The organism is Janthinobacterium breve (assembly GCF_051380895.1).
Lineage (GTDB): Bacteria > Pseudomonadota > Gammaproteobacteria > Burkholderiales > Burkholderiaceae_D > Janthinobacterium.
On sequence record NZ_JBNYXY010000006.1, the window covers coordinates 169,399 to 192,395 of the forward strand.

Sequence of the window (22,997 nt, forward strand, 5' to 3'; positions counted from 1 at the left end):
GGTGAGGTATCGTCAGGCCAGCGAGCGCTGCGCCCGCTGGCAGATGCGTGCCGTGGCGGCAATGGGACTTTCCTGTAGCCATTGCGCGCACAGGCTGCGCACCCAGTCCGGCTGGCTCTTGGCCGCATCGTTGAGCCAGTTCGCCACGGAATCCTGTACGTAGACGGCCGGGTCGGCCCGCAGGGGCTGCAACAGGGGCAAGGCCAGCTGCGGCGCTTCTTTTAACTGGGTAATATGCGCACACCACACGCCGCGCGGGCGCAGCGCTTCGCAGGCGAAACGTCGGACTCTTTCCGACGCGTCCGACGTCCACGGCGCCAGCAGCGCGATGGCATCAAGCAGATGCTCGGCCAGATGCGGCCGCAGCGCCAGCCAGGCCCATTCACGCACGCCGAAGTGGCCATCGTCGGCCAGCGGGCGCATGGCGGCCAGCTGTTGCGGCAAGGTCAAGTCAGCCTGGGCGGCGATGGCAAAGCAAACCCAGCCTCGTACCGTGTCGGAGGCATGCGCTTGCAATGGCGCCAAGTCAACTTGTGCGTCGAGCAGCAATTGTGCCGCCAGCGCCATGCGTTTGGTGATACCCGCTGCGGCCTGCGCGCGCATCTGCTCAAGGCGGGCCGCGCCGATAGCGGGTACGGCCGCGGCCAGCAGCTGGGCGAAATCGATGGCCAGCCCTTCCGTCAGGGTGGCGCTGGCTACGCGCCCCGCATTCAGCAGGGACAGGCGCGCCGGCGTCACGTCAACGATGCCGGCGCTCATGGCGCACCTCGGTCCGTCTTGCGCCAGGCTTTTTCCAGCAGTCCACTCAATAATTGCATCTCTTTTGGCGTGAAATCGGCAAACAGGCTGGCGATCCATTGCGCGTGCTCATCGACCAGGGTGGCAGCGGCAGCCTCTCCCTTGGCGCTCAGTCGCACCAGCAGCTTGCGCCGGTCGAACTGGTCCGCGTGGCGCGCCAGGAAACCGTCGCGTTCCAGGCCGTCGAGCAAGCCCGTGATGGTGCCGCGCGTCACGCCGGCCCGCTCGGCCAGTGCGTGCGGCGAGAGTCCCTCGGGCACGTCGCGCAGCAGAGACAGCAAAACAAACTTGCCTTCCGACAAGCCATGCCGGCCCAGGCGCGTGGCGCAATCGCCATCGATGGCGGACGCCAGGCCCAGCACTTCAAAGCACAGGCGCAGGCGCCCGAGGGATGCCGGCATGTCCGGACCGAGCGCGCGGCGCTGCACGTCGCCCAGCAAGGCCGTGTATTTCTGTTCGAGCTTTATCATATGGCACAATATAATATGGCACCATACTAAATGTCAAATGGAAAACCTCAAGGGCTTTCCCGTGCGCCTAGAGTCGCGCCTTTTCCCTCGCCCACGCGACGATGGCATTGGCATCGATGGCGCCCGGCTGGCGCGCCACTTCCACGCCCCTGCGAAACAGGGCCAGGGTGGGAATGCTGCGGATATTGAAACGGCTGCCCAGGTCCGGCGACGCTTCCGTATTCACCTTGACGACGCGGAACGCCGGCTCCAGTGTCTTGGCGGCCTGGACATAGAATGGCGCCATGCTGCGGCACGGGCCGCACCAGGGTGCCCAGAAGTCCACCAGCACGGGAATGTCACTGCGCTCGATATGCTTGAGGAAACGGGCGCTGGCCAGCTCCACGGGCTGGCCCATGAATAAATCCTTCTGGCACTTGCCGCAGGTAGGCTGCTCGCTGAGGCGGGCGTGCGGCAGGCGGTTGACGGCGTCGCAATGGGGGCAAACGATGTGCAGGGAATCTGGCGTGGTCGAGGTCATGGCATTCCTGGGAAGCGTAGCGTAGAGTTGACGGACATTTTACGGTGTATCGCGCAGCCCCGTCGGCACGCTGGCGGCACTTTTGCACATAGTCAACTATAGTGCGCTGGAGCGGCGCGCACATTGCCAAGCCGGCCGAGGAAAAAAAATGCCTGATGTCGCAGAAAACATGGATCTGAGCACCGCCCCCGTCCACGCAACACTGGATGCCGCCCTGGCCTTGCAGCGGGCCGCCTATCTGGCCCACCCCGTGCCCACGTTCGCCGAGCGCAAACGCGACCTGCAAACCTTGCAGCGCTTTATCCGCGACCATAAAGACGCGCTGTGCGAGGCGATCAGCGCCGACTATGGCAACCGTTCACGGCACGAAACCTTGCTGGCGGAAATCTTTCCCGCCATCGATGGCATCGATCACGTATTGAAACAGTTGAAAAAATGGATGAAACCGCAGCGGCGTGGCGTCGACTGGCGCAATTTCCTGGGCGCCCGCAACCGCGTGCTTCCCCAGCCGCTGGGCGTGGTGGGTGTCATCGTGCCGTGGAATTTCCCCGTGAACCTGAGCCTCGTGCCTTTGACTTACATCTTCGCCGCCGGCAACCGCGCCATGGTCAAGATGAGCGAAAATTCGCGCCACCTGGCCCGGCTGCTGATCGACACCATGCCCGCCTACTTTCCAGCGGAAAAATTACAGTTCTTTGAAGAGACAGGCAGCGTGGGCATAGCTTTTTCGCAACTGCCGTTCGACCACCTGCTGTTTACGGGCTCCGGCCAGACGGGCCGCGCCGTCATGGCGGCGGCAGCGCGCAATCTGTGCCCGGTGACCCTGGAGCTGGGCGGCAAGGCGCCGGCCATCGTCTGCGCTGACTTTCCCCTGCGCACGGCCGCCGAGCGCATCCTGTTCGTCAAGTACTTGAATGCGGGACAGATCTGCACCAGCGTCGACCACGCCTGGCTGCCCGAAGCCAGCATCGCTGCCTTCGTCGCGCATGCGCGCCAGATCGTGCCCATGCGCTACCCTCAGCTGGACACACCCGATTACACCTCCATCATCGACGCGGCCGCCTTTGAGCGCCTGCTGCAGGCGCTCGACGAAGCACGCGAACGGGGTGCACAAGTGATTTCGCTGTTGCCGGGACCGGCCTACGACCGGGCCACGCGCAAGATCGCGCCGCATATCGTGCTCGATGCGCCCGAGGACAGCCTGCTGCTGACGCGGGAAATCTTCGGCCCCATCCTGCCCCTGCGCGGCTATGCGGACCTTGAAACCGTGATCGACAGCATCAACGCGGGGCCGCGCCCGCTGGCCATCTATCCATTCAGCAAGCAGGCAGGCACCGTGCAGCTGCTGATCGACCGGGTGATGTCGGGCGGCGTGTCTGTCAACGACGCCCTGTTCCACGTGGGCCAGCACGATTTGCCATTCGGCGGCGTGGGCGAGTCCGGCATGGGCCACTACCACGGCGTGGAAGGTTTTCATACCTTCAGCAAGCTGCGGCCCGTGTTTTACCAGGCCCGCTTCAGCGCGCTGAAACTGCTGTGGCCGCCGTACGGCAAGCTGGCCAGCCGCGTGCTGGCCTTCCTGACGCGCTAATTGCTTAGAGGAACAGCGAGGCGGCGATGGCCCACATGACGAGGGCGATGATGCCGTCGAGCACGCGCCAGGCCATGGGCTTGGCAAACACGGGCGCCAGGTAGCGGGCGCCAAAGCCCAGCAGGAAGAACCACAGGGCCGAAGCCATGATGGCGCCGCCTGCAAAGTAGAAGCGTCCCACGCCTTCATGCTGGCCGCCGATCGAGCCGAGCAGGATGACCGTGTCGAGGAAGGCGTGCGGGTTCAGCAGACTGAACGCCAATGCCGCGCCGATTACGGCCCAGTAACCTTCAGGCGACTTGGCGGCCGACACCGTCAGGGCCGTTGGACGCCAGGCCGACTTGGCGGCGCGCAAGCCATACGCGATCAGGAAGGTGGCGCCACCAGCCTTGGCCCACAGCAGGAAGTTGGGATTATCGGCAATGAACGTGCCCATGCCGGCCACGCCGGCCGTGATCAGGATGGCGTCGCACAGCAAACACACGAGTATGCAGGTGAGCACATAATGGCGCTTCAAGCCCTGCTTGAGCAAGAATGCATTTTGCGTGCCGATGGCCACGATCAGGCTCGCTCCGAGCCCCATGCCTTTCAAGAAAATTGCGCTGTCCATATTAATTCCTTTGCATTGCTTTCCATCACGCGCACGGCCGCCCACGCTCTGCCGGCAACGGCAAAGTCATCAGTGGTAGGTGGAGGGTGGTGCGGAACCAGGAGGACCGCGCGGGAGAGTGGAGTTGTTACCCTATTTCAACAGTGTAAAGAAAAAGTAAATATAAGTATAATGAATGATTCTAACCATATATAAGAAAATCTTATGCGTGTCGTCGATTACCGTGGATTGGCCGCCCTCGACGCCGTGATCGGCCTGGGCAGCTTTGAAAAGGCTGCGCAAGCGCTGGCGATCAGCCAGCCGGCCGTGTCGCAGCGCATCCGTACCCTGGAAAACCTGGAAGGCACCTTGTTGATCATCCGCAGCCACCCGCCCTTGCCCACGGAAGCGGGCCAACGCCTGATCGCCCACTACCGCCAAGTCAAACTGCTGGAAGCGGCGCTCGATGCCCAGCCCGGTCCCACCACGCAATTGCCGGAACTGGCCATTGCCGTCAACGCCGACAGCGCCGCCACCTGGATCCCGGAAGCGTTGGGGCCGCTGCTGTTGCCGCCGTCGTGCCTGCTCGATATCCGCCTCGACGACCAGGACCACACCCTGAGCCAGCTGCGCGAGGGACGCGTGTTTGCCTGCGTCACCAGCGCCAACGACCTGGTGGCCGGCACCACGGCCACGCCGCTGGGCGGCATGCGCTACCTGTGCGTGGCGTCGCCCGCGTTCGCGCAGCAATGGTTTCCCCATGGTTTTACGGTGGAGGCCGTCAGCCAGGCGCCCGCCATCACATTTGGCAGCAAGGATGCCCTGCACGAGCGCTACCTGCAGCACCGCCTCGGCTACACGGGCCGCTATCCGCACCATGTACTCGGTTCGGCGCGCGACTTCGTGCGCTTCATCGAAGCGGGCTACGCCTATGGCATGGTGCCCCTGCTGCAGGCGGAAACGGCGCTGGCCACCGGCAGGCTGGTCGACGTGGCAGCCGGGCAGGCGCTCGACGTGCCCCTGACCTGGCATGCCTGGGATATCCAGACGCCCCTCACGCGCACCTTGTCGGACGCCGTCATCGCCACGGCGCGCAAATGGCTGCTGCAAGATTGAAATAAAACATGAAACAGTTACCTACGCCAGCTTGCAACTTCCCCATGTGCACCCTGCCCTGCCTGGCCTACACTGCAAGCATCATCCATCACCATCAGGAGGCAGCATGACGATCCTGTGCACCACATTGCTCGGTTTGCTGGCTGCCATCGCGCTCGCTGCCGGCCTGGCCGCCTGCTCTCCCTTGACCGCCATCAATGCCTTGTCGTCCGGCAGCGCCTCGCAAGTGACGGGGGGCCTGGCCTATGGCCCCCTGCCACGGCAAAAACTCGATGTGTATGCTCCAAAAATCCGTACGGGGCCCGTGCCCGTGGTGGTGTTCTTTTATGGCGGCAACTGGACGACGGGCGAGCGCGCCGACTATGCCTTCGTTGGCCACGCGCTCGCGTCACGCGGCTACCTGGCCGTGATCGCCGACTACCGGCTGTATCCGGACGTGCACTACCCGGAGATTTTGCAGGATGCGGCCCGCGCCGTGGCCTGGGCCGCAATGGAGTCTGGCCGCCATGGCGGCGACCCCGCCCGCCTGTTCGTGATGGGCCATAGCGCCGGCGCCTACAATGCGGCGATGCTGGCGCTCGACGCCAGCCTGCTGGCGCGCCACGGCATGCGCCCGCACGACTTGCGCGGCTGGATAGGCCTGGCCGGTCCGTATGATTTCCTGCCGATCGAAAATACTACCACCCGTCCCGTCTTCTTTTACCCGGACACGCCCGCCTCTTCGCAGCCCATCAACCACGTGACTGCCGAAGCGCCGCCCGCCCTGCTGATCGCCCCCCTGCCCGGACGGGACAAACTGGTCAATCCGCAACGCAACACGGGTGGCCTGGCCATGGCCTTGCGGGCACACCAACGGCCGGTGACGGAAACGTATTTCGACAAGGTCAGCCATACCACCTTGCTCGCCTCGCTGGCCAGCCCCCTGCACATGCTGGCCCCCACGCTGGACGCCGTGAGCGCTTTTATCGACGCCAACAGCAGGACGGACAACGCGGGCACGCCGCAAGGCACGGGCATGCGGGAAATCCAGGCCACGCGACAACGTCCGGCAACGGCGCAAAGTCCTGCAACGACGCAGGGCACCGCCACGCAAGCTGCCGCAGCGCGCCCCGCCAGCCACGACAATACGCCCGCCCCCTGAAGGACGGGCGCTCTGCCCGGACCAATACGCACGATGCTGCGGCAGCAAAGCGCATCGCAAGGCCCGTTCCTCGTGACGAGGATTGCGCTGCCATTCAGCCCCCAGCAGCGACCCGCTTATTCTTTACGGCTGGCGCTGCTGCTTTTGCCTTGTGCGGAGCCCGCTTGCGATGCGCTGCCGCTGGCGGAACTTTCGCTGCCGGCCGACTGCTGGCTACCCTGCTGGCTGACGCTTTGCAGACTTTGGCCGTCACGGCTTTGCGCACCGCGCTGCTGGTCGCGGTTGCTACCGTTTTGATGGTTGGCCTGGAATGGTTCGGCGACGCGCTGCATGGCTTCCTGCTGCTTGCGTACGTTTTTCTGCGTTTCTTCCGAAGCCGTGCGCGCCACTTCTTCGGCCAGGGCCTTGGCAGTACGGCTCGTTTCATTCACATGCCGCTCTGCCACATTGGCCAGTTCGACCTGCGTATCGGCTGCCAGGCGCGATACTTGTTCCTGATACTTGCGCAGTTGCTCGGCGGCCGGCTGGCCCGCCACGGCAGCCACCTGAAACACATCTTCAGCACGCTCGACCGTCAGCAGATTCTGGCTGGCGACCGTGGTTTCTTCCAGCAAGCCTTGCGCCAGCTGCATGTTCAGGTCATTAAAGTGCTGCACCGACTGGAACAAGGACTTTGACAGACCATTGAAAAAAGCCAGTTGCGCTTCCAGGTGGTTTTTGACGGCAGGGGTAACACTACGGAAATATGGATACATGGAGTTCCTCATTAAATAGCGATTGGGTAGACACAAGGCGACACCACCGGCTGTCGAACGGTAAAGCAGACGACCGGGCTACGCCACGAAACGCGAAAAAACATATCCGATTGGTGGAGAGATGCTTTGCAACGCGAGTCCCAAGGCTACGTGAGCACCGCAGGAGAGGGATGATCTGGATCAAAGGTACGCCAGGCAGCGCAGAAAGTTTTGGCTGGACGGCTTGCCCTTGGCAAGCGTCAGTGACGGGAAGGGAAATCTGTGCCAGGCACGCTCAAGGAACAGCGCCCGTGCCCGGCACGACGGGCTTGTAGCCATGGCTACGCAGCGAGGCTTCCAGCCAGCGGTTGCCAAACCAGCCACGCGCCAGCAAGTAACTGAGCTCTGCGGCGGCCATCAGCAGCATCAGCGGGCCGATGCGCAGTTCGGTGGCCAGATGGCTGCCAAACCACAGGCACGCATCCATCGCCAGCATGAGCAGCAACAGCCACCAGCGGCGCTTGGCCACGGCCCAGAACGAGCCCAGAAACAGGGCCGGCCAGGAAAACCCCGCTTTCACGTAGGCATAGCGGCCGGCATCGTCGGCAAACAGGGTGGCGCTGTGCTTCATGCTGCTCCCTTTTGATAATGAACGGCGTCAGGGCTCGGGATGGTGACAGACGGCTTCGACATTGTGACCGTCCGGGCCCAGCACGAAGGCGCCATAGTAATTCGGGTGATACAGGGCGCGGATGCCTGGGGCGCCGTTATCCTTGCCGCCCGCTGCCAGCGCGGCCTGGTAAAACGCGTCCACCTGGGCACGGCTGTCTGCCGTGAAAGCGAGATGCATGCCAGCATGCGGCGTGCCGCCCACACCGAACCAGAAATCGGGCTTGCCATCCTTGCCCAAGCCGACCCAGCCCTGCTCTTCCATCACCACCGACACGCCCAAGGGCGCCAGGGCGGCCGAAAAGAAAGCCTTGCTAGCCTGTGCATCGCTGACGTTCAAACCGATGTGATCAAGAATCATGGTGGCGCTCCTTGGAGGGTATGGGACAGGAAGCGCAGTATGCGCCAATATTGCCTTTTAAGCAAGCAAAACTACAGCTCCTGCGCGGGCGGAATATGCCCGCGTAGGAGCCCAGGATTGATGACCGTGCACCTGCCTCGCCTAGCGCAGGTTGCCCGTATGGCCCAGCGAATAACGGCCAGGCTGCGGCCATACGGTGAGGCCATGCGGTTCCTGGCCGACTTTCACCTTGGACACGTCGCCGCTGTTCGTATCGATGCGATACACCACATCGTCGAAACGGCCGGACAGCCACAGGTATTTGCCATCGGCCGATACATTGCCCATGTCGGGGCTGCCGCCGCCGGGAATCGGCCACTGCGACACCACTTTTTCAGTGGCGAAATCAATCACGCTGACGCTGCCCTTGCCGTTGCGCTTGCCGTGGATGCGGTGCGTGCCACGGTTGGCCACGTACAGTTTCTTGCCATCGCGGCTCGGGTACAGGCCGTGCGCGCCCACGCCCGTCTGGATGAAGCCGATTTCCTTCAGGGTGGCGCCATCGACGATGTGCACGCCGTCCGCGTCCATGTCGGCGATATAGAATTTCTTGCCGTCCGGCGAGATGCGTATGTCTTGCGGCATGCCCTTCTTGACGCTGCAGATTTCATTTGCCGGGCCGCCCACGGGGCCGGACTCGGCAAAGCGCTTGGCCGGCATCTGCAATTTCAGGTAGCCGTCGACCTTGCGCCCCACCAGGTCGATCTTGGCGATGGTGCCGTCGAACTCGCAGGTGAACATGGCGTAGCGGCCGTCATTCGAGAAATCCGCATGGTTGATGCCGCCGCACTGGGGCGTGTCGATCGAATACTGCACCGCCATGGTCTTCGGATCGCGGAAATCGAGGCGGTGGCGCGCTTCGGCCACGACGATGGCCGACTTGCCATCCGGCGTGAAGTACATATTGTAGGGATCATCGACGGGCACTTCCTTGCCCGGCTTGCCGCTCAAAGGGTCGATCGGCGTCAGACTGCCCTTGTCCGTGCGTTCGGCATTGTTCGCCACCCACAGGGTGCGCAAGTCCCACGACGGCACCACGTGCTGCGGGCCGCTGCCGACCTTGAACTTGTCGACCACCTTCAGGCTGTCCTGATCGATCACGTAGACATCGTTCGAGCGCAGGTTGGGCACGTAGACACGGCGCAAATGATCCTTGACGACGGGACTCATATTGCTGCTGGCGATGCTGCCGTACACGTTTTTCGGGTCCACCAGCGGCGGCATGCCCGGCAGCGGAGAATAGGCGGCAGCTGGCGCTGCGGCGGCGGGGGCCGCTGTGCTGGCGCCGGTGACCTGGCTGGCCACACCGAGGCCTGCCAGTGCGGCAGCCAGGGCGGACAAGGTGACGATGGTGCGTCGTTGAGTTTTTTTCATGTAATTTCGCGTCTTTTCGTTGCAAAAAAGCCGGAAGTTAAGCACTTCCAGCGGGATATCGAATCAGTCCAGTATTTACTTGCGTTGCAGCAGTTGCTTGATGGCGGCCACCGAGGTGTCCACCTGCAACTTGATACCAATCTGGCCCAATTCAGCCGTGGCACGCGTGGCGTCGCCGCGCACGCCGTCCGCCATGCCGGGCTTGGGTCCATGGGCCATGGCTTCGCTGCGTACCAGCGACGGGTCCGTCGCCAGCATCAGCGCCGCGTCCGCCATGCCCGCATGCAGGCCGATCTCGGCGCTGCTGTAGCCGCGCTTCTGCAATTCAACAATATATTGCGATTGCGTAATGTCATAGTAGTCGAGCAAGGCATACGCACGCGCTTCCTTGCCAGCGGCGGTTTTACCCCAGGCACGATTGAGCTTGTTAGCCACATTTTGCTCGTTCTTCTGGTAACCACCGTGATCTCCTAGGAAAATGATGTCGCGAAAACCATGCTGGCGCAGGCTGGCGGCCGTCCCTTCCAGCACCGCTTCGAAGGCGGCCGGCGGTATCGAGATGGTGCCGGCAAAGCGCATGTGGCCGGCCGGTGGGGAAATCGCGCCTTCCGGCACGTAGGAAACGACGGGGGCAACGATGGTGTTGCCCAGCTTTTGCGCGATCTGCCGCGCCAGCAGGCCGGCGCGCACATTGTGCTTGCCCAGCGCGATATACGGCCCGCTCTGCTCGACGCCGCCGATCGGCACCAGCACGGTCGTTGCGCCGTGGTCTATGCGGCTGCGCAACTCCGTGCTGGTCAGCTCTTCCAGCATGACGCTGCTGCTGGCAGGCGTGGCCGCCATAGCGGACGCCGCAGGAATCAAACAGAACAGGGTCAGGGAAAACAGCGAGCCGAATGGCTTGGACAGAATGGAGGGCACGCGCGGCGCCAGGGGTACATTCGGCAGGGGGAACTGCAGAGTCATAAGCAAACATCTTTCCAAGGTCAAAGCGTGACGCCGTGCCCGGCCTTGCCAGGCAAGCTGGCTGCCACGCAGGAATTGTATTCCATCATGACGGGAACGGCACGTTAATTTGGCACGGTACTTTGCAAGGAATTGACGAGGGGAAACTATCTGTCAGGCTGTTGTCGCGTTAGCCTCGCCCACCTCGCCATCATGGAGAGTCGCGTTGCGCTTCTCGGCATAGGCCTTGAGTGAGCGCATCGTTTTGGGAAGCCCTTGCCGGACTTGTTTGGCAACGCCTGGCCCGAACAGAAAGGCAAGCGCTCCGGTGAACCACACGCGGTGAGCGACTTCCGATCCGCCGTCTACAGCCGTAACTGTGTGCTCGAAATGGATACGAAACAGGGGGATATAGCCTTCGACGGTGAACGAGCGGCCTGCGGTGCGCTCGGTCACCACCATCGGAATACCCATCCCTTTGTTGGGAACTATTCTGCCCTGTGTTCCAGCTGCGAATGGCCCATTGAGCCGGGCTTGCTTTGTATCCGGATCCCACAGGTGCCATCGGTCAACCTCGCTCCAGATTTGATCGATGACCGTGGGCGGTACTGCAATGTGGATGCTTTCTTCGATATGCGCCAATTTGGGGGATCTCCCTATCATTTTGATAAAAGTAACTGCGCCTGCTATCCGGCATCGCGCAGTGCCTGGGTATTGGTCAGTGGCATAGCATTTATCATGCAAAATATCCATGATAATTGCGCCAATCAAAAAGATACTCCGCCAGCAGAAACAAACACTGCGGCTTTTCCTTTGCGTCGACAAAAAATATACTTGCCGGGATTGCAGGATACACTGTTTTTTTATCTTATAAATATAATTAGATTCTGCTTATACTTGTCGCAAACAGAATCTGGTCATGACGACAGCCTTGTTTTAAGCCAGGCTTAATCGGTATGCAAGTGACCGTGCATGTATGTCACGCCTGGGCACGATGCTGCCCTAAAAATGCCGGCCATGAGCGCCTTGGATTTGGAGAGACTATGAACGCAACACATTGGCGGATTGCTGAGCTAAAGCATCACACTGCGGATATTGTCTGGCTTGATGCCGAGGGTGCTCGCCGTGCCTATGATTTAGTGCGCCTTCATGATTCGAAGACGCATCTCGGCCTGGACCTTAACACCGTTGCCTCCATCGAGCGGCTCGCATTCGGCAATGATGTGGAAATCGCAACCAGGTGGTTACGTACCCGTATGCCGGCAACTCAGCAGGTCGTCGTGGTGTTTGGAGAAGACGAAAGCTTCTTATGCAACAGTGTGTTCCTGGTCGAAAATTGGTCGGATATTTTTATTCCTGCACGTGACGATGCGATGGTCTATTCGAACGACACGCCGCTTATCCTGTTTTATTGCCATGAGAATGCATTCGAGGTGGGGCAACGAATTGTCTTTGATTAAAGGCCGAGTTAGACCAGGAGCGGATGTTCAGCAGGCACGCTAGATTTTCCTTTTCAAGGATTTTGGAATGAAGATACACGACGGTCACAGGGAAGCCCCGATAACAAAAGATGCTGAAAATGAAGTGCAAATCCCAGCAGATTGGCGTCCGGTGCTAGCACACATCGTTGATGCATTCGTACGTCATGACTATCGTCCGAGCATTGGTGTACCTGGGGTTGCCCCAGTGTCACCCAAGGAATCCTGGGATACAACAGTGTGCATCTGGATGGAGGATCGCTGGGATGCCCTGATTGATCTATGGATGGCAGAAAAGGCCGCAGTGATCTCGTACTGCAGGTTCATATATCATAAAGTGAGCGCTATGCCTTACCTGCCAACAGCGGCAACCGGCAAGAGCGGCCCTTCGAGGCGCACCCAGATGCTTTTCAATTAGCCATGAACCAATGATAAAAAAATCAATGATTGCTGGATCAATTGCAATTTTCGTGAGCGTCATCGCTCTTTCACTCTGGATACACAAATACTCCATCGGTGTTTCGCTGATGAGCCTTTTTGGGGTGACGTAACGGGCGGAGTGCTTCTTTCCTACTCAGGCGTCTACGTTGAGTCGATTCCCGCCGCTCGTGGACGACTCTCGATTTTCCAGCTGGAAACATGCTATCTTTTGTCTAACGGCCAGCTTCGGCCAGAAGCTGACGTTGCCAGCGACAGTTTAAACTGTTGACTCATTCACTGACCGCCCTGATCGGCCCACACTACTATGTTCTTCCGTCTCGCCTTCCTTGCCGCCACCCTGACGCTCGGCTTCGCCGATTCGGCCGTCGCCGATACCGCCGTCCTTGAAAAACTCACAGCTAGCCGGCTCGCTATTACCCTTGACAAAGGCACCTTATCGGGACCCGGTGCGGCACTGCTGCTGCAGGCTTCGCGCCAGGCGCAGTACGTCCTCCTCGGCGAGGATCACGGTGTCGCCGAGATCGCCCAGTTCTCATCCGCCTACTTCAATGCCTTGCCCCCTGCCGGCTTCACGACCTTGGTAACTGAAAATGGTCCAGCCGTGACGAGCGCGCTCGAAGGGATCCTCAAGGGCGCCGACGCGGTTGCTGCTATCGCCAGATTCGACGCCACCTATCCGGACTCCGTTGCTTTCTATACCATGCGCCAGGAAGCAGAGATGCTCGCCGGCTTTGCCCTGGCCGCAGGACCGCGCTTCGAGCACTGGGGCATCGATCAGGAATTCGTGGGTGCGTCCAAATACCTGATCACCCTGATGCTGGCCCAGCCGGTTAATCCGGCCGCCCGCGCGAAGCTGGAAGCCTTGCGTCAAATGGAAGCTGTCGCGGCTCAAAAGGCGGCAGCCACCGGCAATCCCTTCGAGTACTTTATGCTGTCGGCCTCAACCGAGGAACTGACCTCGTTGCGCCTGCTACTTGCCGGCCCCAAAGAGCAAACCGCGCTAGGCCTGCTCGATGCATTGCTGGCCACCCGCACCATCTATCAGAAAAGCGCCTCGCAAGTGCCCGGCGATCGTGACCTATCCAACCGCTTACGTTTGACGCTGTTAAAGCGGACCCTGGAAACCCGGCTCGGCATGCAAGAGCAAAAGCTGGTGGTCAAGGTCGGCGCAAATCACGCATACAAGGGTATTAATCCACTCAATAATCGTGACATTGGCAACTTTCTGGCTGAACGCGCCGAAGGCCAGGGCCATACCTCGCTGCACCTGATCGTGCTGGCGGCGAAGGGTACGCAACTGAGATTCGCGGGAGCGGGCAAGCCATATCAGCCGGCACAAATCGAACTTGACAGCTCGGCCTTCAAACTGCTGGCCAGTGCAGGCGCCACCGACGGCAGTTGGTCTCTATTTGACCTGCGGTCACTGCGGCCAGGCTCGCGCAAACTGGCGGGGGGCGACATTGAAATGTTCAACCTGATCAACGGCTACGACTTTGCCCTGATTATCCCCGAAGGCAGCGCTTCTGCGCAGCTCGTGACACCGTAGAAGAGGTGGAGGGTATTTCAATAATTGCAATTTTTCAATTAAACTGATTCCCCGCTGCGAAACGGCCACGCGTGCACGGAAATGCGGCCCTTTCGCTTCAGGGCGGCGCCAGCCTAGAGTGAGAATTAGTGCGTTTTACAGATGGGCAAACCGCTATCCTGAACGCCGTCGGCCGGGTTCGGCCAAAACCAGCCGTTCGACTTGCTAAAAAAGTTGATGCGCCTTGTACTACGAGAAGTTGAAAGTAGGAAATTTTACGGGACTTATGAGATGGAAAGATATGAACTCCATTCGCCTCGCCAGCGCCGCTTTGAGTGGTTTAGGAAGTGGGTGACAATTGTTTCTTGTTTGGTTGTAGCGTTTCTTTTCTGGGGTTTACTAGCTGCTGGATTGACCAGGTATTTTTTCAAGGTTTCTGAGGAAGGTGCTCTACTGTATGTTGGCCTTCCAACTGGGTTAGTGATTCTCGCTATTCTGTGGGCTAAACTTCCAAAATTGACACGTGCACTGGGTTTTGATGACCATTTAAAATAGCCTCGTGACGACATCAGTCGGCCAAGAGCGGACGGCCCTTGGCACGGAATGTATCTGTACTGATGATGGAATCATTGAAATGCAACATAAAATTCGAATTGCAGCCGCTGGAAACACGCTCGCTCCTGCGTTGGGAATCTTGCAAAAACTTGGCTATGCGGTGACTCGAGACAAGTCGGCTGAACAACAATATCAAGCAGAAGATGATATTTGTATTTTTGTCGCTGACGACCCATTGACTCTACTGGGCCTAGTAAAGATTTACGAGGAACGTGGCGCTGACTGGCAGCCTAGTGACGAAGAAGTGCAGCGCTTGCTTTTGCTCGACGAATGTGAGGAATGACGGCCAACTTCGGCCAGAAGCCGACGGCCACTGAATTAAAATATTCACAAATATGCACTTCGCTATGATTCCCTTAAAAACCAGCCGCTTGATTTTGATTTCACCTGGACAAGACAACGCTAAGGAGATGCTGGACTATTACCAGAGGAATAGACTGAACTTTCAGCCTTGGGAACCAAAGAGAGAAGAGAGCTATTACACAGTCGAAGCAATGTATGCACGCATTTCTGCGATGAACAAGAATATGCTGGAGCAGCACGCTCTGCATCTGTTGCTTAGGGCGCCTGGCTCTGAACGTATCATTGGGGAGTGCGGGTTTACGAATATTGTGCGTGGACCGTTTCAAGCCTGTCACCTCGGCTTCTCGATTTGCCAAGGATTCCAGGGCAAAGGACTAATGTACGAAGCACTGCAATGCGCAATCGGCTACGTATTTAGCGAGCTCGCGCTACACCGGGTGATGGCGAACTACCGTCCGGAAAACAAACGTAGTCATCACCTTCTACAACGTCTCGGTTTCGAGCAAGAGGGGCACGCTCGTTCCTATCTAAATATTGATGGTTACTGGAAAGATCACATACTTACGTCATTGATCAACGAGGCATCTCGCTGAAATTTGCCGGGCGATCAACCTTTTTGTGGACTATAGCTCAGGACAACCAAGCCACACTCCGTCTATTTTGCAACGACTGCTTTGGGGCGAAAGCGGACTCACGCGCCCGGAAGTCAGGCTGACACCCTGACTGCTGCGGAACCGGACGGCGCCTCCCACCTTCCCTTCCGCCCTAACAGCCCGAACAACACTCGGCATAGGCGCAGAACTCAACGCTCCCATCAGACGACGCCAGCACCAAAGAGAAACCCCGACGTACCGGGGCAATCATATGGTTTAACCGCGGGCGCTGCGGCCGGGCAGCGCCAGGCGCCGGCTGGCGGCAGGTGTAGCTGGGGCCGGCAAGCCGCCCGCCACTTTCAACGCTTTTGCCTGGGTATCGCCACGCAGGCGGAACACGGCCACCACGTCGACCAGTTCCACGGCACGGTCTTGCAGCGAGGATGCGGCGGCGGCGGCTTCTTCCACCAGGGCCGCGTTTTGCTGGGTCACCTGGTCCATTTGCGAAATGGCCTGGTTCACCTGCTCGATACCGGCGCTTTGCTCGTGGCTGGCGTTGGCGATGTCGCCCATGATGTCCGTCACGCGGCGGATGCTGGCGACGATTTCTTCCATCGTCGCGCCCGCCTGGTCGACCAGCGCGCTGCCCGTATTGACCTTGTCGACGGAATCCTCGATCAAGCCCTTGATTTCCTTGGCCGCCGCCGCCGAGCGCTGCGCCAGGTTGCGCACCTCGGTGGCCACCACGGCGAAGCCACGGCCCTGCTCGCCCGCGCGCGCCGCTTCCACGGCCGCATTCAGCGCCAAAATGTTGGTTTGAAAGGCAATGCCGTCGATCACACCGATAATATCGGCGATCTTCTTCGCCGACTCATTGATGGAACCCATCGTGCCCACCACTTGCGCCACCACGGCGCCGCCCTTGCGGGCCACGTCCGAGGCGGACACGGCCAGCGAGTTCGCCTGGCGCGCATTGTCCGTATTCTGGCGCACGGCCGAGGTCAGCTCTTCCAGGCTGGAGGCCGTTTCTTCCAGCGATGACGCCTGCTGCTCGGTGCGCACGGACAGGTCCGCATTGCCGGCGGAAATCTGCGCGGCCGCCACGCTGACCGTATCGGCCGACGTGCGCACGGTGGCGATCACGTCGACTATGCGTTCCAGAAACTTGTTGAAGGCGGTGGCCGTGCGGCCCACTTCATCCATGCGCTCGACGGGCATGGCGGCGGACAGGTCCAGCGAGGCGCTGACGCGCTCCAAGGTATGTTCGATATCGCCCAGGCCGCCGCTGATGGTGCGGTAGATATGCCAGGCCAAGGCGCCCGTCAGCAGCACGGCCACGCCCAGCACCGCCAGCATGGTCTCGAACGCCGTGTCGTAGGCGGCCAGGCTTTCGGCCTTCACGTCATCGACCAGCTTGTTGTTGTAGGCGATATGGTCATCCATGCTCTTTTTCGCGGCGGCAGCCGTGATGGCCAGTGGCGTGCCCGCCAGCAAGGTGGCGCGCACGCCATCCATGTCGCCCGCGTAGGCGGCGGCAAAGAATGGCACCAGCGCGCGGCGGTAGGCTTCCATGGCGGCCTGGTCGGCGTCGAGCATCTTGCTGTCCGTCGCGTCGTACAGCCGCTCGGCGCGGTAAGTGGCGATGACCTTGTCGAAATTCGTGTTGGCGTCGGCCACGGCCTTGTCCAGCGCCGTCTTGTCGGCCAGGTTCGAGAACACGGACAGGCGGTAACCGGCCAGGCGCGAATCGGCCAGGAAGCCCTTGGCCGCATTCAAGCCCTGGATGCTGGGAATGATGCGGTTTTGCACGATGTCGAAACGCTCCTGGGCACGCTGCAGCTGGATGGCGCCGCCGGCGCCCAGCAATAGCAGGGCCAGCAAGGCGATGGTGAGGGTCAGAATTAATTGCTTCGTGATATTCATGGTGTTTCACAGTCAAAAAAGCAGCCTGGCGAGGCCAGGCAGGATAAATAGCTGCCGATCGGGTGGCCGGGGTCGGGAAGCGCGCGGCTCGGCTTTACGCCGCCAGCGGGGAAGCGTCGGGCGTGCGGCGCAGCAAGTCGCCATGCTGGTGGCAAAACGCCAGGCCCGCCTTGTGACCCACGTCGAACAGCAGCTGCATGTTCGAGCTGGACCAGTCCAGGGTGTCGGGCCAGTGCTGCTCCGGGATGCCGCCCATCAGGTCGAGTTTCAGCAAACGCCGCTTGGGCTGGCCCGTGCGCGCGTCCGTGTTGTGTTCGAGCTCGAACAGGCGCAGTTCGCTCTTGGAAATTTTCACCAGCGGCGTGATGATGGAGCGCACCCAGGCGTCGTACAGGTTGCGCGGCTTGCGCAGCAAACGCTCGTCGCCCAGGATGTCGAGGATGACCAGAGTGTCGGCGTCATGGTGCTCGCCCTTGCCTTCGATAAATGGCTCGAAATTGAGCGTATCGAGCGCCGCGCCTTCGATGTAGTCGTCGCCGGCGATGGTCGTGGGTGCATACAGGAAGGGAAACGACAGGGCCGCGCGCACATGGATAGCTTCGATCTCGTGCTTGCCCCAGATTTGCATGCGGTGCTCGCTGAGGTTGTAGGCATTGATATAGAAATCGGGGCGCATGCGTGCCACGCCCGAGAAATCCACGGCCTTTTCCAGGAAAGGCAAGTGCGCGCACAGGCCCAGGCTTTTCGCCGACAGGTCCGATGGCGACAGCGACGACACCATCAGTTTGCCCCAGTCCGACCAGGCCGTGGGCACGCCCGCAAACGTTTGCTGGAACGCCTGGAAAAAAGGATTGTTGGCCGGCGGCTGGAAAGCGTCCCGAAAGGTGCTCGCATGCATGCCCGGCTTCTGGAACACCTTGTAGTTGATCGGAATCATCTTGTAGATGCTGTCGGCCACACCCGTGTCGGCCCAGCTTTGCAAGGCCTGGCGCGGCGTGGCCTCGTGCGGCGTCGTGTAAAGCAAGCCCATCAACACGCCGGCGCCAGAGGCGGAAATGACGTCGAACTCGATGCCCTCGTCGAGAAAAGCGGCCAGGGCGCCGGCAATCAGGGTGGAATTTGGTGCACCGCCACCCAGCAACAAACCCGTTTTTCGGGCCGGTTTCGCTGTCGCAGCTGGCACCGGATTCGGCGGCGTCGTCATCACTGTCTTCATGCACACTCCCTGAACGGAACGGGGTTACCACCCCTTAATTGTTGGTTACTACACGCTTGGTGCGCCTAATCCTGCACATGTTCCCGCAACCGTCACGCCGATGCAATGTTGCAGAAACAGATATGAAATTAACATAAATAAATTCTTCATGGCAATTTAATTAACGCATAACCGGTATTCAGGAAGGCCATAAGCTGATGCTGCGCGGCATCGCGTGATGCGGCGCAGCAAATATAAATTCGGCAGCGTTAGGAATAATCTCTTGGGGGTAGGAATATTCCGCAACCAGCCGCCAGTGCGGCGGCCAGGAGGTCAGCGCAGCGATACAGGATCAGGAAGGGGCGAGGAAAAGTGCAGGTGGGTACACAAATGGTCAACAAAGACGCGAATTTTGGGCGACAGATGACGGCTCGACGGCCACAGCACCCAGAACTTGCTCGAGTACAGCAGGTACTCGGCCAGCACAGCCTGCAGTTCGCCGCGCGCGATGGCGTCGCGCACGATAAAGTCGGGCAGGTAAGCGAGGCCCACCCCCTGCGTGGCGGCGCCGATCAGCGCTTCGATATTGTTGCAGGTCAAGGCCGTTGGCAAGCGCAGTTCGCTGCCGCTGTCTCCCTCGGCGCGCTGCAACGTCCATTCCTGCAATTTGCCCGTGGTGGGGAATTTATAGCGCACGCAGGCGTGCTCCTCCAGCGCGCGCGGCGTGGCCGGCACGCCATGCCGGGAAAAATACTCGGGCGCACCGACGATGGCAAAGGCAAACGGCCCCAGCTCGCGCGCCATCAGGCGCGAATCCGTCAGGGTGCCGCTGCGCACGGCCACGTCGACGCCTTCGGCCACCACGTCGACCAGGCGGTCGTTGAAATCGAGGTCGAGTTCGATCTCCGGGTACTGGCGCGTAAAGTCCGCCAGCAGGGGCAGGATGATGCGGTAGCCGATCACGGGCAGGCTGACCTTGAGCTTGCCGCGTGGCGCCTCGGCCAAGTGCGACAGTTCCGCCTCGGCATCACCGAGGTCGGCCAGGATGCGCTGGCAGCGCTCATAGAACAGCGCGCCCTCGTTGCTCAGGCTGATGCGCCGCGTGCTGCGGTTCAGCAGGCGCACGCCCAGCTTTTCTTCCAGCCGCGCCACGCTCTTGCCCACGGCCGAGGCCGACACGCCGAGCAGCCGCCCCGCGGCCACGTAACTGCGCATTTCCGCCGCGCGCACGAAGGCAGCGATGCCGTTCAGATTATCCATGCCATCTCGCCATTCCAATTAGGGAATATTTGTCCGTTATGAGAGGATTTTCAGCCACTTTTTCATTGATTGCGTCCATATTATCATCAGATTCCCTCTTTCTGGAATCGTTTCCCATGGATACAAATCACCGTATGAAGCCTGCCTCCCCGGCCCGGCGCGCCTTCGTGCTGGCCGCTGTCTGCCTGGCCGCGCTGTGCATGCCGCTCAGTTTTACGGGCCCCGCCATTGCCATCCCCGCCATCGCCGCCGACCTGCACGGCACGCCGCTGGCGCTGGCGTGGATCACGAATGCCTTCATGCTCAGCTTTGGCGGTTGCCTGATGGTGGCCGGCGCGCTGGCCGACCGCTACGGCCGCAAGCGCGTGTTCTTGCTGGGCATGGGTGTGTTTTCCGCCGCCGCACTGGCACTGTCGGCCGCACCCGGCATCCTGTGGCTCGATGTGCTGCGCGCCGTCCAGGGCCTCGGTTGCGCCATGGCCCTGTCGAGCGGACTGGCGGCCCTGGCGCAGGAATTCGACGGCCCGGCCCGCGCGCGCGCCTTCAGCCTGATCGGCACAGCCTTCGGCGTGGGCCTGGCCTTCGGCCCCTTCCTGGCAGGCACATTGATCACCCACACGGGCTGGCGCGCCATTTTTGTTGCCACGGCTGCCGCCGGTCTGACCGCCCTGCTGGCCGCCGCGCGCGCCATGCGCGAATCGCGCGACCCGCAGGCGCAAGGCGTGGACTGGCCCGGCGCCCTGACGTTTACCGGCGCTCTCTCCTTGTTTACCTATGGTTTGCTGCAGGCGCCCGATAGTGGTTGGGGCAGCGCCGCCAGCCTGGGGCTGCTGGGTGGCGCGGCCTTGCTGCTGGCCGCGTTCATCCGCGCGGAGCGGCGCGCCGCGCGACCCATGCTGGACTTGTCGCTGTTCCGCCTGCCCGCCTTTGCCGGCGTGCAACTGCTGGCGGCCGCGCCCGCGTTTTCCTTTGTCGTGCTGCTGGTGTTGCTGCCGGCCCGCTTCATCGGCATCGAAGGCTACAGCGCGCTGGAGGCGGGACGCATGATGATCGCCCTGTCGGCGCCCATGCTGGTGCTGCCTGTCCTGGCCGGCATGGCGGCGCAGCGCATTGCCCCCGCGCACATTTGCGCCAGCGGCCTGCTGCTGGCGGCGGGCGGCTTGCTGTGGCTCTCCGCCTGTGCGCCGGGACAGTCGCCCGCCAGCTTGCTGGGACCGCTGCTGCTGATCGGCTGCGGCATCAGCCTGCCCTGGGGCTTGATGGATGGCCTGGCCATCAGCGTCGTGCCCGTCGAACGGGCCGGCATGGCGGCCGGCATTTTCAACACGACGCGCGTGGCGGGCGAAGGCCTGGCGCTGGCCATCGTCAGCGCGCTGCTGGGCACGCTTACTGTCACTGCGCTGGGCGGCAGTGGCATTGCCGGCATCGGCGCGGAACAGGCGGCGCACGCCGGTCCCTTCCTGGCGCTGGGCCAGCTGCGCCATGCAGCTACCCTGCTACCGCAGGCTGGCGCCGCCGAACTGGCGCAAGTCTATGGCGCGGCTTTCCGCCACTTGCTATATGTGCTGGCGGGTATCACGACGGCCTCGGCCCTGCTGATTCTGGCATTCCTGCGTCATCCGGCCGCTGCGGCAACGAGCACGGCCGCCCTGCCCGCCTGCGACACTCCATCCTGATTTCCTCTTGCCATACACGGCGGCGCCCACGCGTCGCCCCCATCCTGATGTTTCTCCGCAACACCTAAAAAACTTCCAAGAATAAAACTAGTTTACTGATCAAAGCGCTTTGAACTATACTCAAAGCGCTTTGAAACATAGTTAAAGCGCTTTGGTTGTGCGAAGTGATGCGCGCCGATCCCACACCTATAAAAACACTGGAGACACAATGAACAAATTTTTCTTGAAAGCGTTGCCAGCGGCAGTGCTGATGGCCTTGAGCGCGTCGGCCCAGGCCGCCCTGCCGATCGACTTCGGCGGCTATATCCGCTCGGGCTTCGGCACCAGCAGCGAAGGCGGCAAGGAAGCCTGTTTCGGTCTGGCCGGCGCCTCGTCCAAGTATCGTCTGGGCAATGAGTGCGAAACCTACGGCGAACTGAAATTCGGCGGCGAAGCCTTCAAGGCAGCCAACGGCACCACTTTCCGCATCAACACCCTGGTGGCGTTCTCCGTCAACCAGAACCAGGACTGGGAACAATCGGACCCGTCGTGGCGCGAAATGAACGTAGTGGCCGACAAGATCGGCTCGGGCGCCTTCGCCGAAGCGCGCGCGTGGGTGGGCAAGCGCTACTACGACCGCCAGGACGTGCACATCACCGATTACTACTTCTGGAATAACAGCGGCCCCGGTGCCGGCCTGGAAAACATCGACCTGGGCGCAGCCAAGCTGGCCTACGCCATCGTGCGCACGGCCGACGACACGGACAGCAAGCGCATGGGCTTGTCCCACGACCTGCGTTTCTCGGGCATCAAGGTCAACCCGGACGGCGAACTGACGCTGGGCCTGCAATTCAATCAGAAACGCAATGCGCAAGGCGCGGCTCCCATCGCCAGCGGCCACTTGCTGACCATCATGCATACGCAAGGCAATCTGCTGGGCGGCTTCAACAAGGTGGCATTGCAGTTTGGCAAAGGTAGCGCCGCCAACACGGGCGGCTTCAGCCTGGGCGCCGACAAGGATGACAAGGTCACGCGCCTGACGGAACAAATCATGATCCAGCCCAAAGGTGCCTGGTCGGGCATGGGCACCTTCGTCTATGAAGACAAGCAAACGGCCGGCGTCAGCAGCAAATGGACCTCGATCGGCGCGCGTCCCGTCTACCACTTCACGGACAACTACAGCCTGGCCGTGGAACTGGGCCACGACATCGTCAAGCCGGAAGGCGGCGAAAGCCGCAACCTGACCAAGCTGACATTTGCCCCGCAACTGTCCGCCGGCAACAGCTTCTGGTCGCGCCCCGTGCTGCGCGCCTTCTACACCTACGCCAAATGGAACAAGGCAGCCCAATCGGCCGCCGCCGCAGAATCGGCGCTGTCGTCGACGGGCGTGTTTGGTGGCAAGACCAATGGCAGTTCGATGGGTTTCCAGGTGGAATCCTGGTGGTAAGAACGAGACGCTCTTAATTAGTACACTGGCTGGCACCTCCGGGTGCCGGTCGCTGGCAGCAACACCGCCCGCTCATCCAGGGGCAGGCAGTACCCGGACCCACCATTTCGCCGCTGCACGCGATGGCCGGCAGCTTCAATGTAGTGATTCAGCAGTATCCTCTTTTAGCGCGGGCGCCCCTGGGTTTGCCCGCGTATTTTTTTGGGCGCTGCCGC

23 protein-coding genes are annotated in these 22,997 nt (G+C 61.1%); 10 read left to right on the top strand and 13 right to left on the bottom strand.

Annotated elements, in window-relative coordinates:
- Positions 1–12 precede the first annotated feature (12 nt).
- The 3 genes from ACQ4W0_RS13265 to trxC all read right to left on the bottom strand — a co-directional run bounded on the left by ACQ4W0_RS13265 (position 13) and on the right by trxC (position 1,788).
- A complete protein-coding gene (locus ACQ4W0_RS13265) occupies positions 13–759 on the bottom strand; it encodes a DNA alkylation repair protein (RefSeq protein WP_436577138.1) in 747 nt (248 codons plus the stop codon).
- The gene (locus ACQ4W0_RS13270; protein WP_436577352.1) at positions 756–1,265 is read right to left on the bottom strand and encodes a MarR family winged helix-turn-helix transcriptional regulator; all 510 of its coding nucleotides are present in this window, start codon (positions 1,263–1,265) and stop codon (positions 756–758) included. Before ACQ4W0_RS13270 ends, ACQ4W0_RS13265 begins: the two co-directional genes overlap by 4 nt.
- A gap of 70 nt (positions 1,266–1,335) precedes the next feature.
- Positions 1,336–1,788, bottom strand: coding sequence for a thioredoxin TrxC (trxC, locus tag ACQ4W0_RS13275; protein WP_436577139.1), 453 nt, complete (start codon positions 1,786–1,788; stop codon positions 1,336–1,338).
- Between the two features lie 148 nt (positions 1,789–1,936).
- On the opposite strand from trxC, the gene ACQ4W0_RS13280 reads away from it, so the two are divergent.
- Complete coding sequence (locus ACQ4W0_RS13280) at positions 1,937–3,379, top strand: coniferyl aldehyde dehydrogenase (protein WP_436577140.1); 1,443 nt, start codon at positions 1,937–1,939, stop codon at positions 3,377–3,379.
- Positions 3,380–3,383: 4 nt separating this feature from the next.
- Here ACQ4W0_RS13280 and ACQ4W0_RS13285 read toward each other — a convergent pair whose 3' ends face one another.
- A complete protein-coding gene (locus tag ACQ4W0_RS13285; RefSeq protein ID WP_436577141.1) occupies positions 3,384–3,989 on the bottom strand; it encodes a LysE/ArgO family amino acid transporter in 606 nt (201 codons plus the stop codon).
- Positions 3,990–4,193: 204 nt separating this feature from the next.
- Here ACQ4W0_RS13285 and ACQ4W0_RS13290 point away from each other — a divergent pair, with 204 nt between their 5' ends.
- Both ACQ4W0_RS13290 and ACQ4W0_RS13295 read left to right on the top strand, forming a co-directional pair.
- Entirely contained in the window at positions 4,194–5,084 is an 891-nt protein-coding gene (locus tag ACQ4W0_RS13290) for a LysR family transcriptional regulator ArgP (RefSeq protein ID WP_436577142.1), read from the top strand.
- A 106-nt stretch (positions 5,085–5,190) separates the two neighbouring features.
- Positions 5,191–6,225 (top strand): alpha/beta hydrolase, encoded by a 1,035-nt coding sequence (locus ACQ4W0_RS13295; protein WP_436577143.1) that lies wholly within the window; start codon positions 5,191–5,193, stop codon positions 6,223–6,225.
- A 116-nt stretch (positions 6,226–6,341) separates the two neighbouring features.
- Here ACQ4W0_RS13295 and phaP read toward each other — a convergent pair whose 3' ends face one another.
- The 6 genes from phaP to ACQ4W0_RS13325 all read right to left on the bottom strand — a co-directional run bounded on the left by phaP (position 6,342) and on the right by ACQ4W0_RS13325 (position 10,989).
- On the bottom strand, positions 6,342–6,980 hold the full coding sequence (phaP, locus tag ACQ4W0_RS13300) for a TIGR01841 family phasin (protein ID WP_436577144.1): 639 nt from the start codon (positions 6,978–6,980) through the stop codon (positions 6,342–6,344).
- A 274-nt stretch (positions 6,981–7,254) separates the two neighbouring features.
- Positions 7,255–7,590 carry a hypothetical protein gene (locus ACQ4W0_RS13305; protein ID WP_436577145.1) on the bottom strand — a complete coding sequence of 112 codons (336 nt, stop codon included), beginning with the start codon at positions 7,588–7,590 and terminating at the stop codon, positions 7,255–7,257.
- Between the two features lie 27 nt (positions 7,591–7,617).
- Positions 7,618–7,989 (bottom strand): VOC family protein, encoded by a 372-nt coding sequence (locus ACQ4W0_RS13310; protein WP_436577146.1) that lies wholly within the window; start codon positions 7,987–7,989, stop codon positions 7,618–7,620.
- A gap of 141 nt (positions 7,990–8,130) precedes the next feature.
- The gene (locus tag ACQ4W0_RS13315) at positions 8,131–9,402 is read right to left on the bottom strand and encodes a YncE family protein (protein WP_436577147.1); all 1,272 of its coding nucleotides are present in this window, start codon (positions 9,400–9,402) and stop codon (positions 8,131–8,133) included.
- A gap of 75 nt (positions 9,403–9,477) precedes the next feature.
- Complete coding sequence (locus ACQ4W0_RS13320; protein ID WP_436577148.1) at positions 9,478–10,368, bottom strand: creatininase family protein; 891 nt, start codon at positions 10,366–10,368, stop codon at positions 9,478–9,480.
- A gap of 153 nt (positions 10,369–10,521) precedes the next feature.
- Positions 10,522–10,989 (bottom strand): SRPBCC family protein, encoded by a 468-nt coding sequence (locus tag ACQ4W0_RS13325; RefSeq protein ID WP_436577149.1) that lies wholly within the window; start codon positions 10,987–10,989, stop codon positions 10,522–10,524.
- A 401-nt stretch (positions 10,990–11,390) separates the two neighbouring features.
- Here ACQ4W0_RS13325 and ACQ4W0_RS13330 point away from each other — a divergent pair, with 401 nt between their 5' ends.
- From ACQ4W0_RS13330 to ACQ4W0_RS13350, 5 genes are all read left to right on the top strand, one after another.
- Positions 11,391–11,807 carry a hypothetical protein gene (locus tag ACQ4W0_RS13330; RefSeq protein ID WP_436577150.1) on the top strand — a complete coding sequence of 139 codons (417 nt, stop codon included), beginning with the start codon at positions 11,391–11,393 and terminating at the stop codon, positions 11,805–11,807.
- Between the two features lie 67 nt (positions 11,808–11,874).
- Positions 11,875–12,243, top strand: coding sequence for a hypothetical protein (locus ACQ4W0_RS13335; RefSeq protein WP_436577151.1), 369 nt, complete (start codon positions 11,875–11,877; stop codon positions 12,241–12,243).
- Between the two features lie 327 nt (positions 12,244–12,570).
- Entirely contained in the window at positions 12,571–13,812 is a 1,242-nt protein-coding gene (locus ACQ4W0_RS13340) for a hypothetical protein (protein WP_436577152.1), read from the top strand.
- Between the two features lie 613 nt (positions 13,813–14,425).
- Positions 14,426–14,689, top strand: coding sequence for a hypothetical protein (locus ACQ4W0_RS13345; RefSeq protein ID WP_436577153.1), 264 nt, complete (start codon positions 14,426–14,428; stop codon positions 14,687–14,689).
- Positions 14,690–14,753: 64 nt separating this feature from the next.
- Positions 14,754–15,302, top strand: coding sequence for a GNAT family N-acetyltransferase (locus tag ACQ4W0_RS13350; RefSeq protein WP_436577154.1), 549 nt, complete (start codon positions 14,754–14,756; stop codon positions 15,300–15,302).
- 276 nt (positions 15,303–15,578) lie between these two features.
- Here ACQ4W0_RS13350 and ACQ4W0_RS13355 read toward each other — a convergent pair whose 3' ends face one another.
- The 3 genes from ACQ4W0_RS13355 to ACQ4W0_RS13365 form a co-directional block, all read right to left on the bottom strand.
- Entirely contained in the window at positions 15,579–17,225 is a 1,647-nt protein-coding gene (locus tag ACQ4W0_RS13355) for a methyl-accepting chemotaxis protein (protein ID WP_436577155.1), read from the bottom strand.
- A gap of 94 nt (positions 17,226–17,319) precedes the next feature.
- Positions 17,320–18,441, bottom strand: a complete 1,122-nt coding sequence (locus ACQ4W0_RS13360) for a patatin-like phospholipase family protein (protein WP_436577156.1) — start codon at positions 18,439–18,441, stop codon at positions 17,320–17,322.
- Between the two features lie 312 nt (positions 18,442–18,753).
- Positions 18,754–19,680 (bottom strand): LysR family transcriptional regulator, encoded by a 927-nt coding sequence (locus ACQ4W0_RS13365; protein WP_436577157.1) that lies wholly within the window; start codon positions 19,678–19,680, stop codon positions 18,754–18,756.
- Between the two features lie 134 nt (positions 19,681–19,814).
- Here ACQ4W0_RS13365 and ACQ4W0_RS13370 point away from each other — a divergent pair, with 134 nt between their 5' ends.
- Positions 19,815–21,356 (top strand): MFS transporter, encoded by a 1,542-nt coding sequence (locus ACQ4W0_RS13370; protein ID WP_436577158.1) that lies wholly within the window; start codon positions 19,815–19,817, stop codon positions 21,354–21,356.
- A gap of 208 nt (positions 21,357–21,564) precedes the next feature.
- Positions 21,565–22,782: a maltoporin gene (locus ACQ4W0_RS13375; protein WP_436577159.1), complete on the top strand. Its 1,218-nt coding sequence runs from the start codon at positions 21,565–21,567 to the stop codon at positions 22,780–22,782.
- Positions 22,783–22,997: the final 215 nt, after the last annotated feature.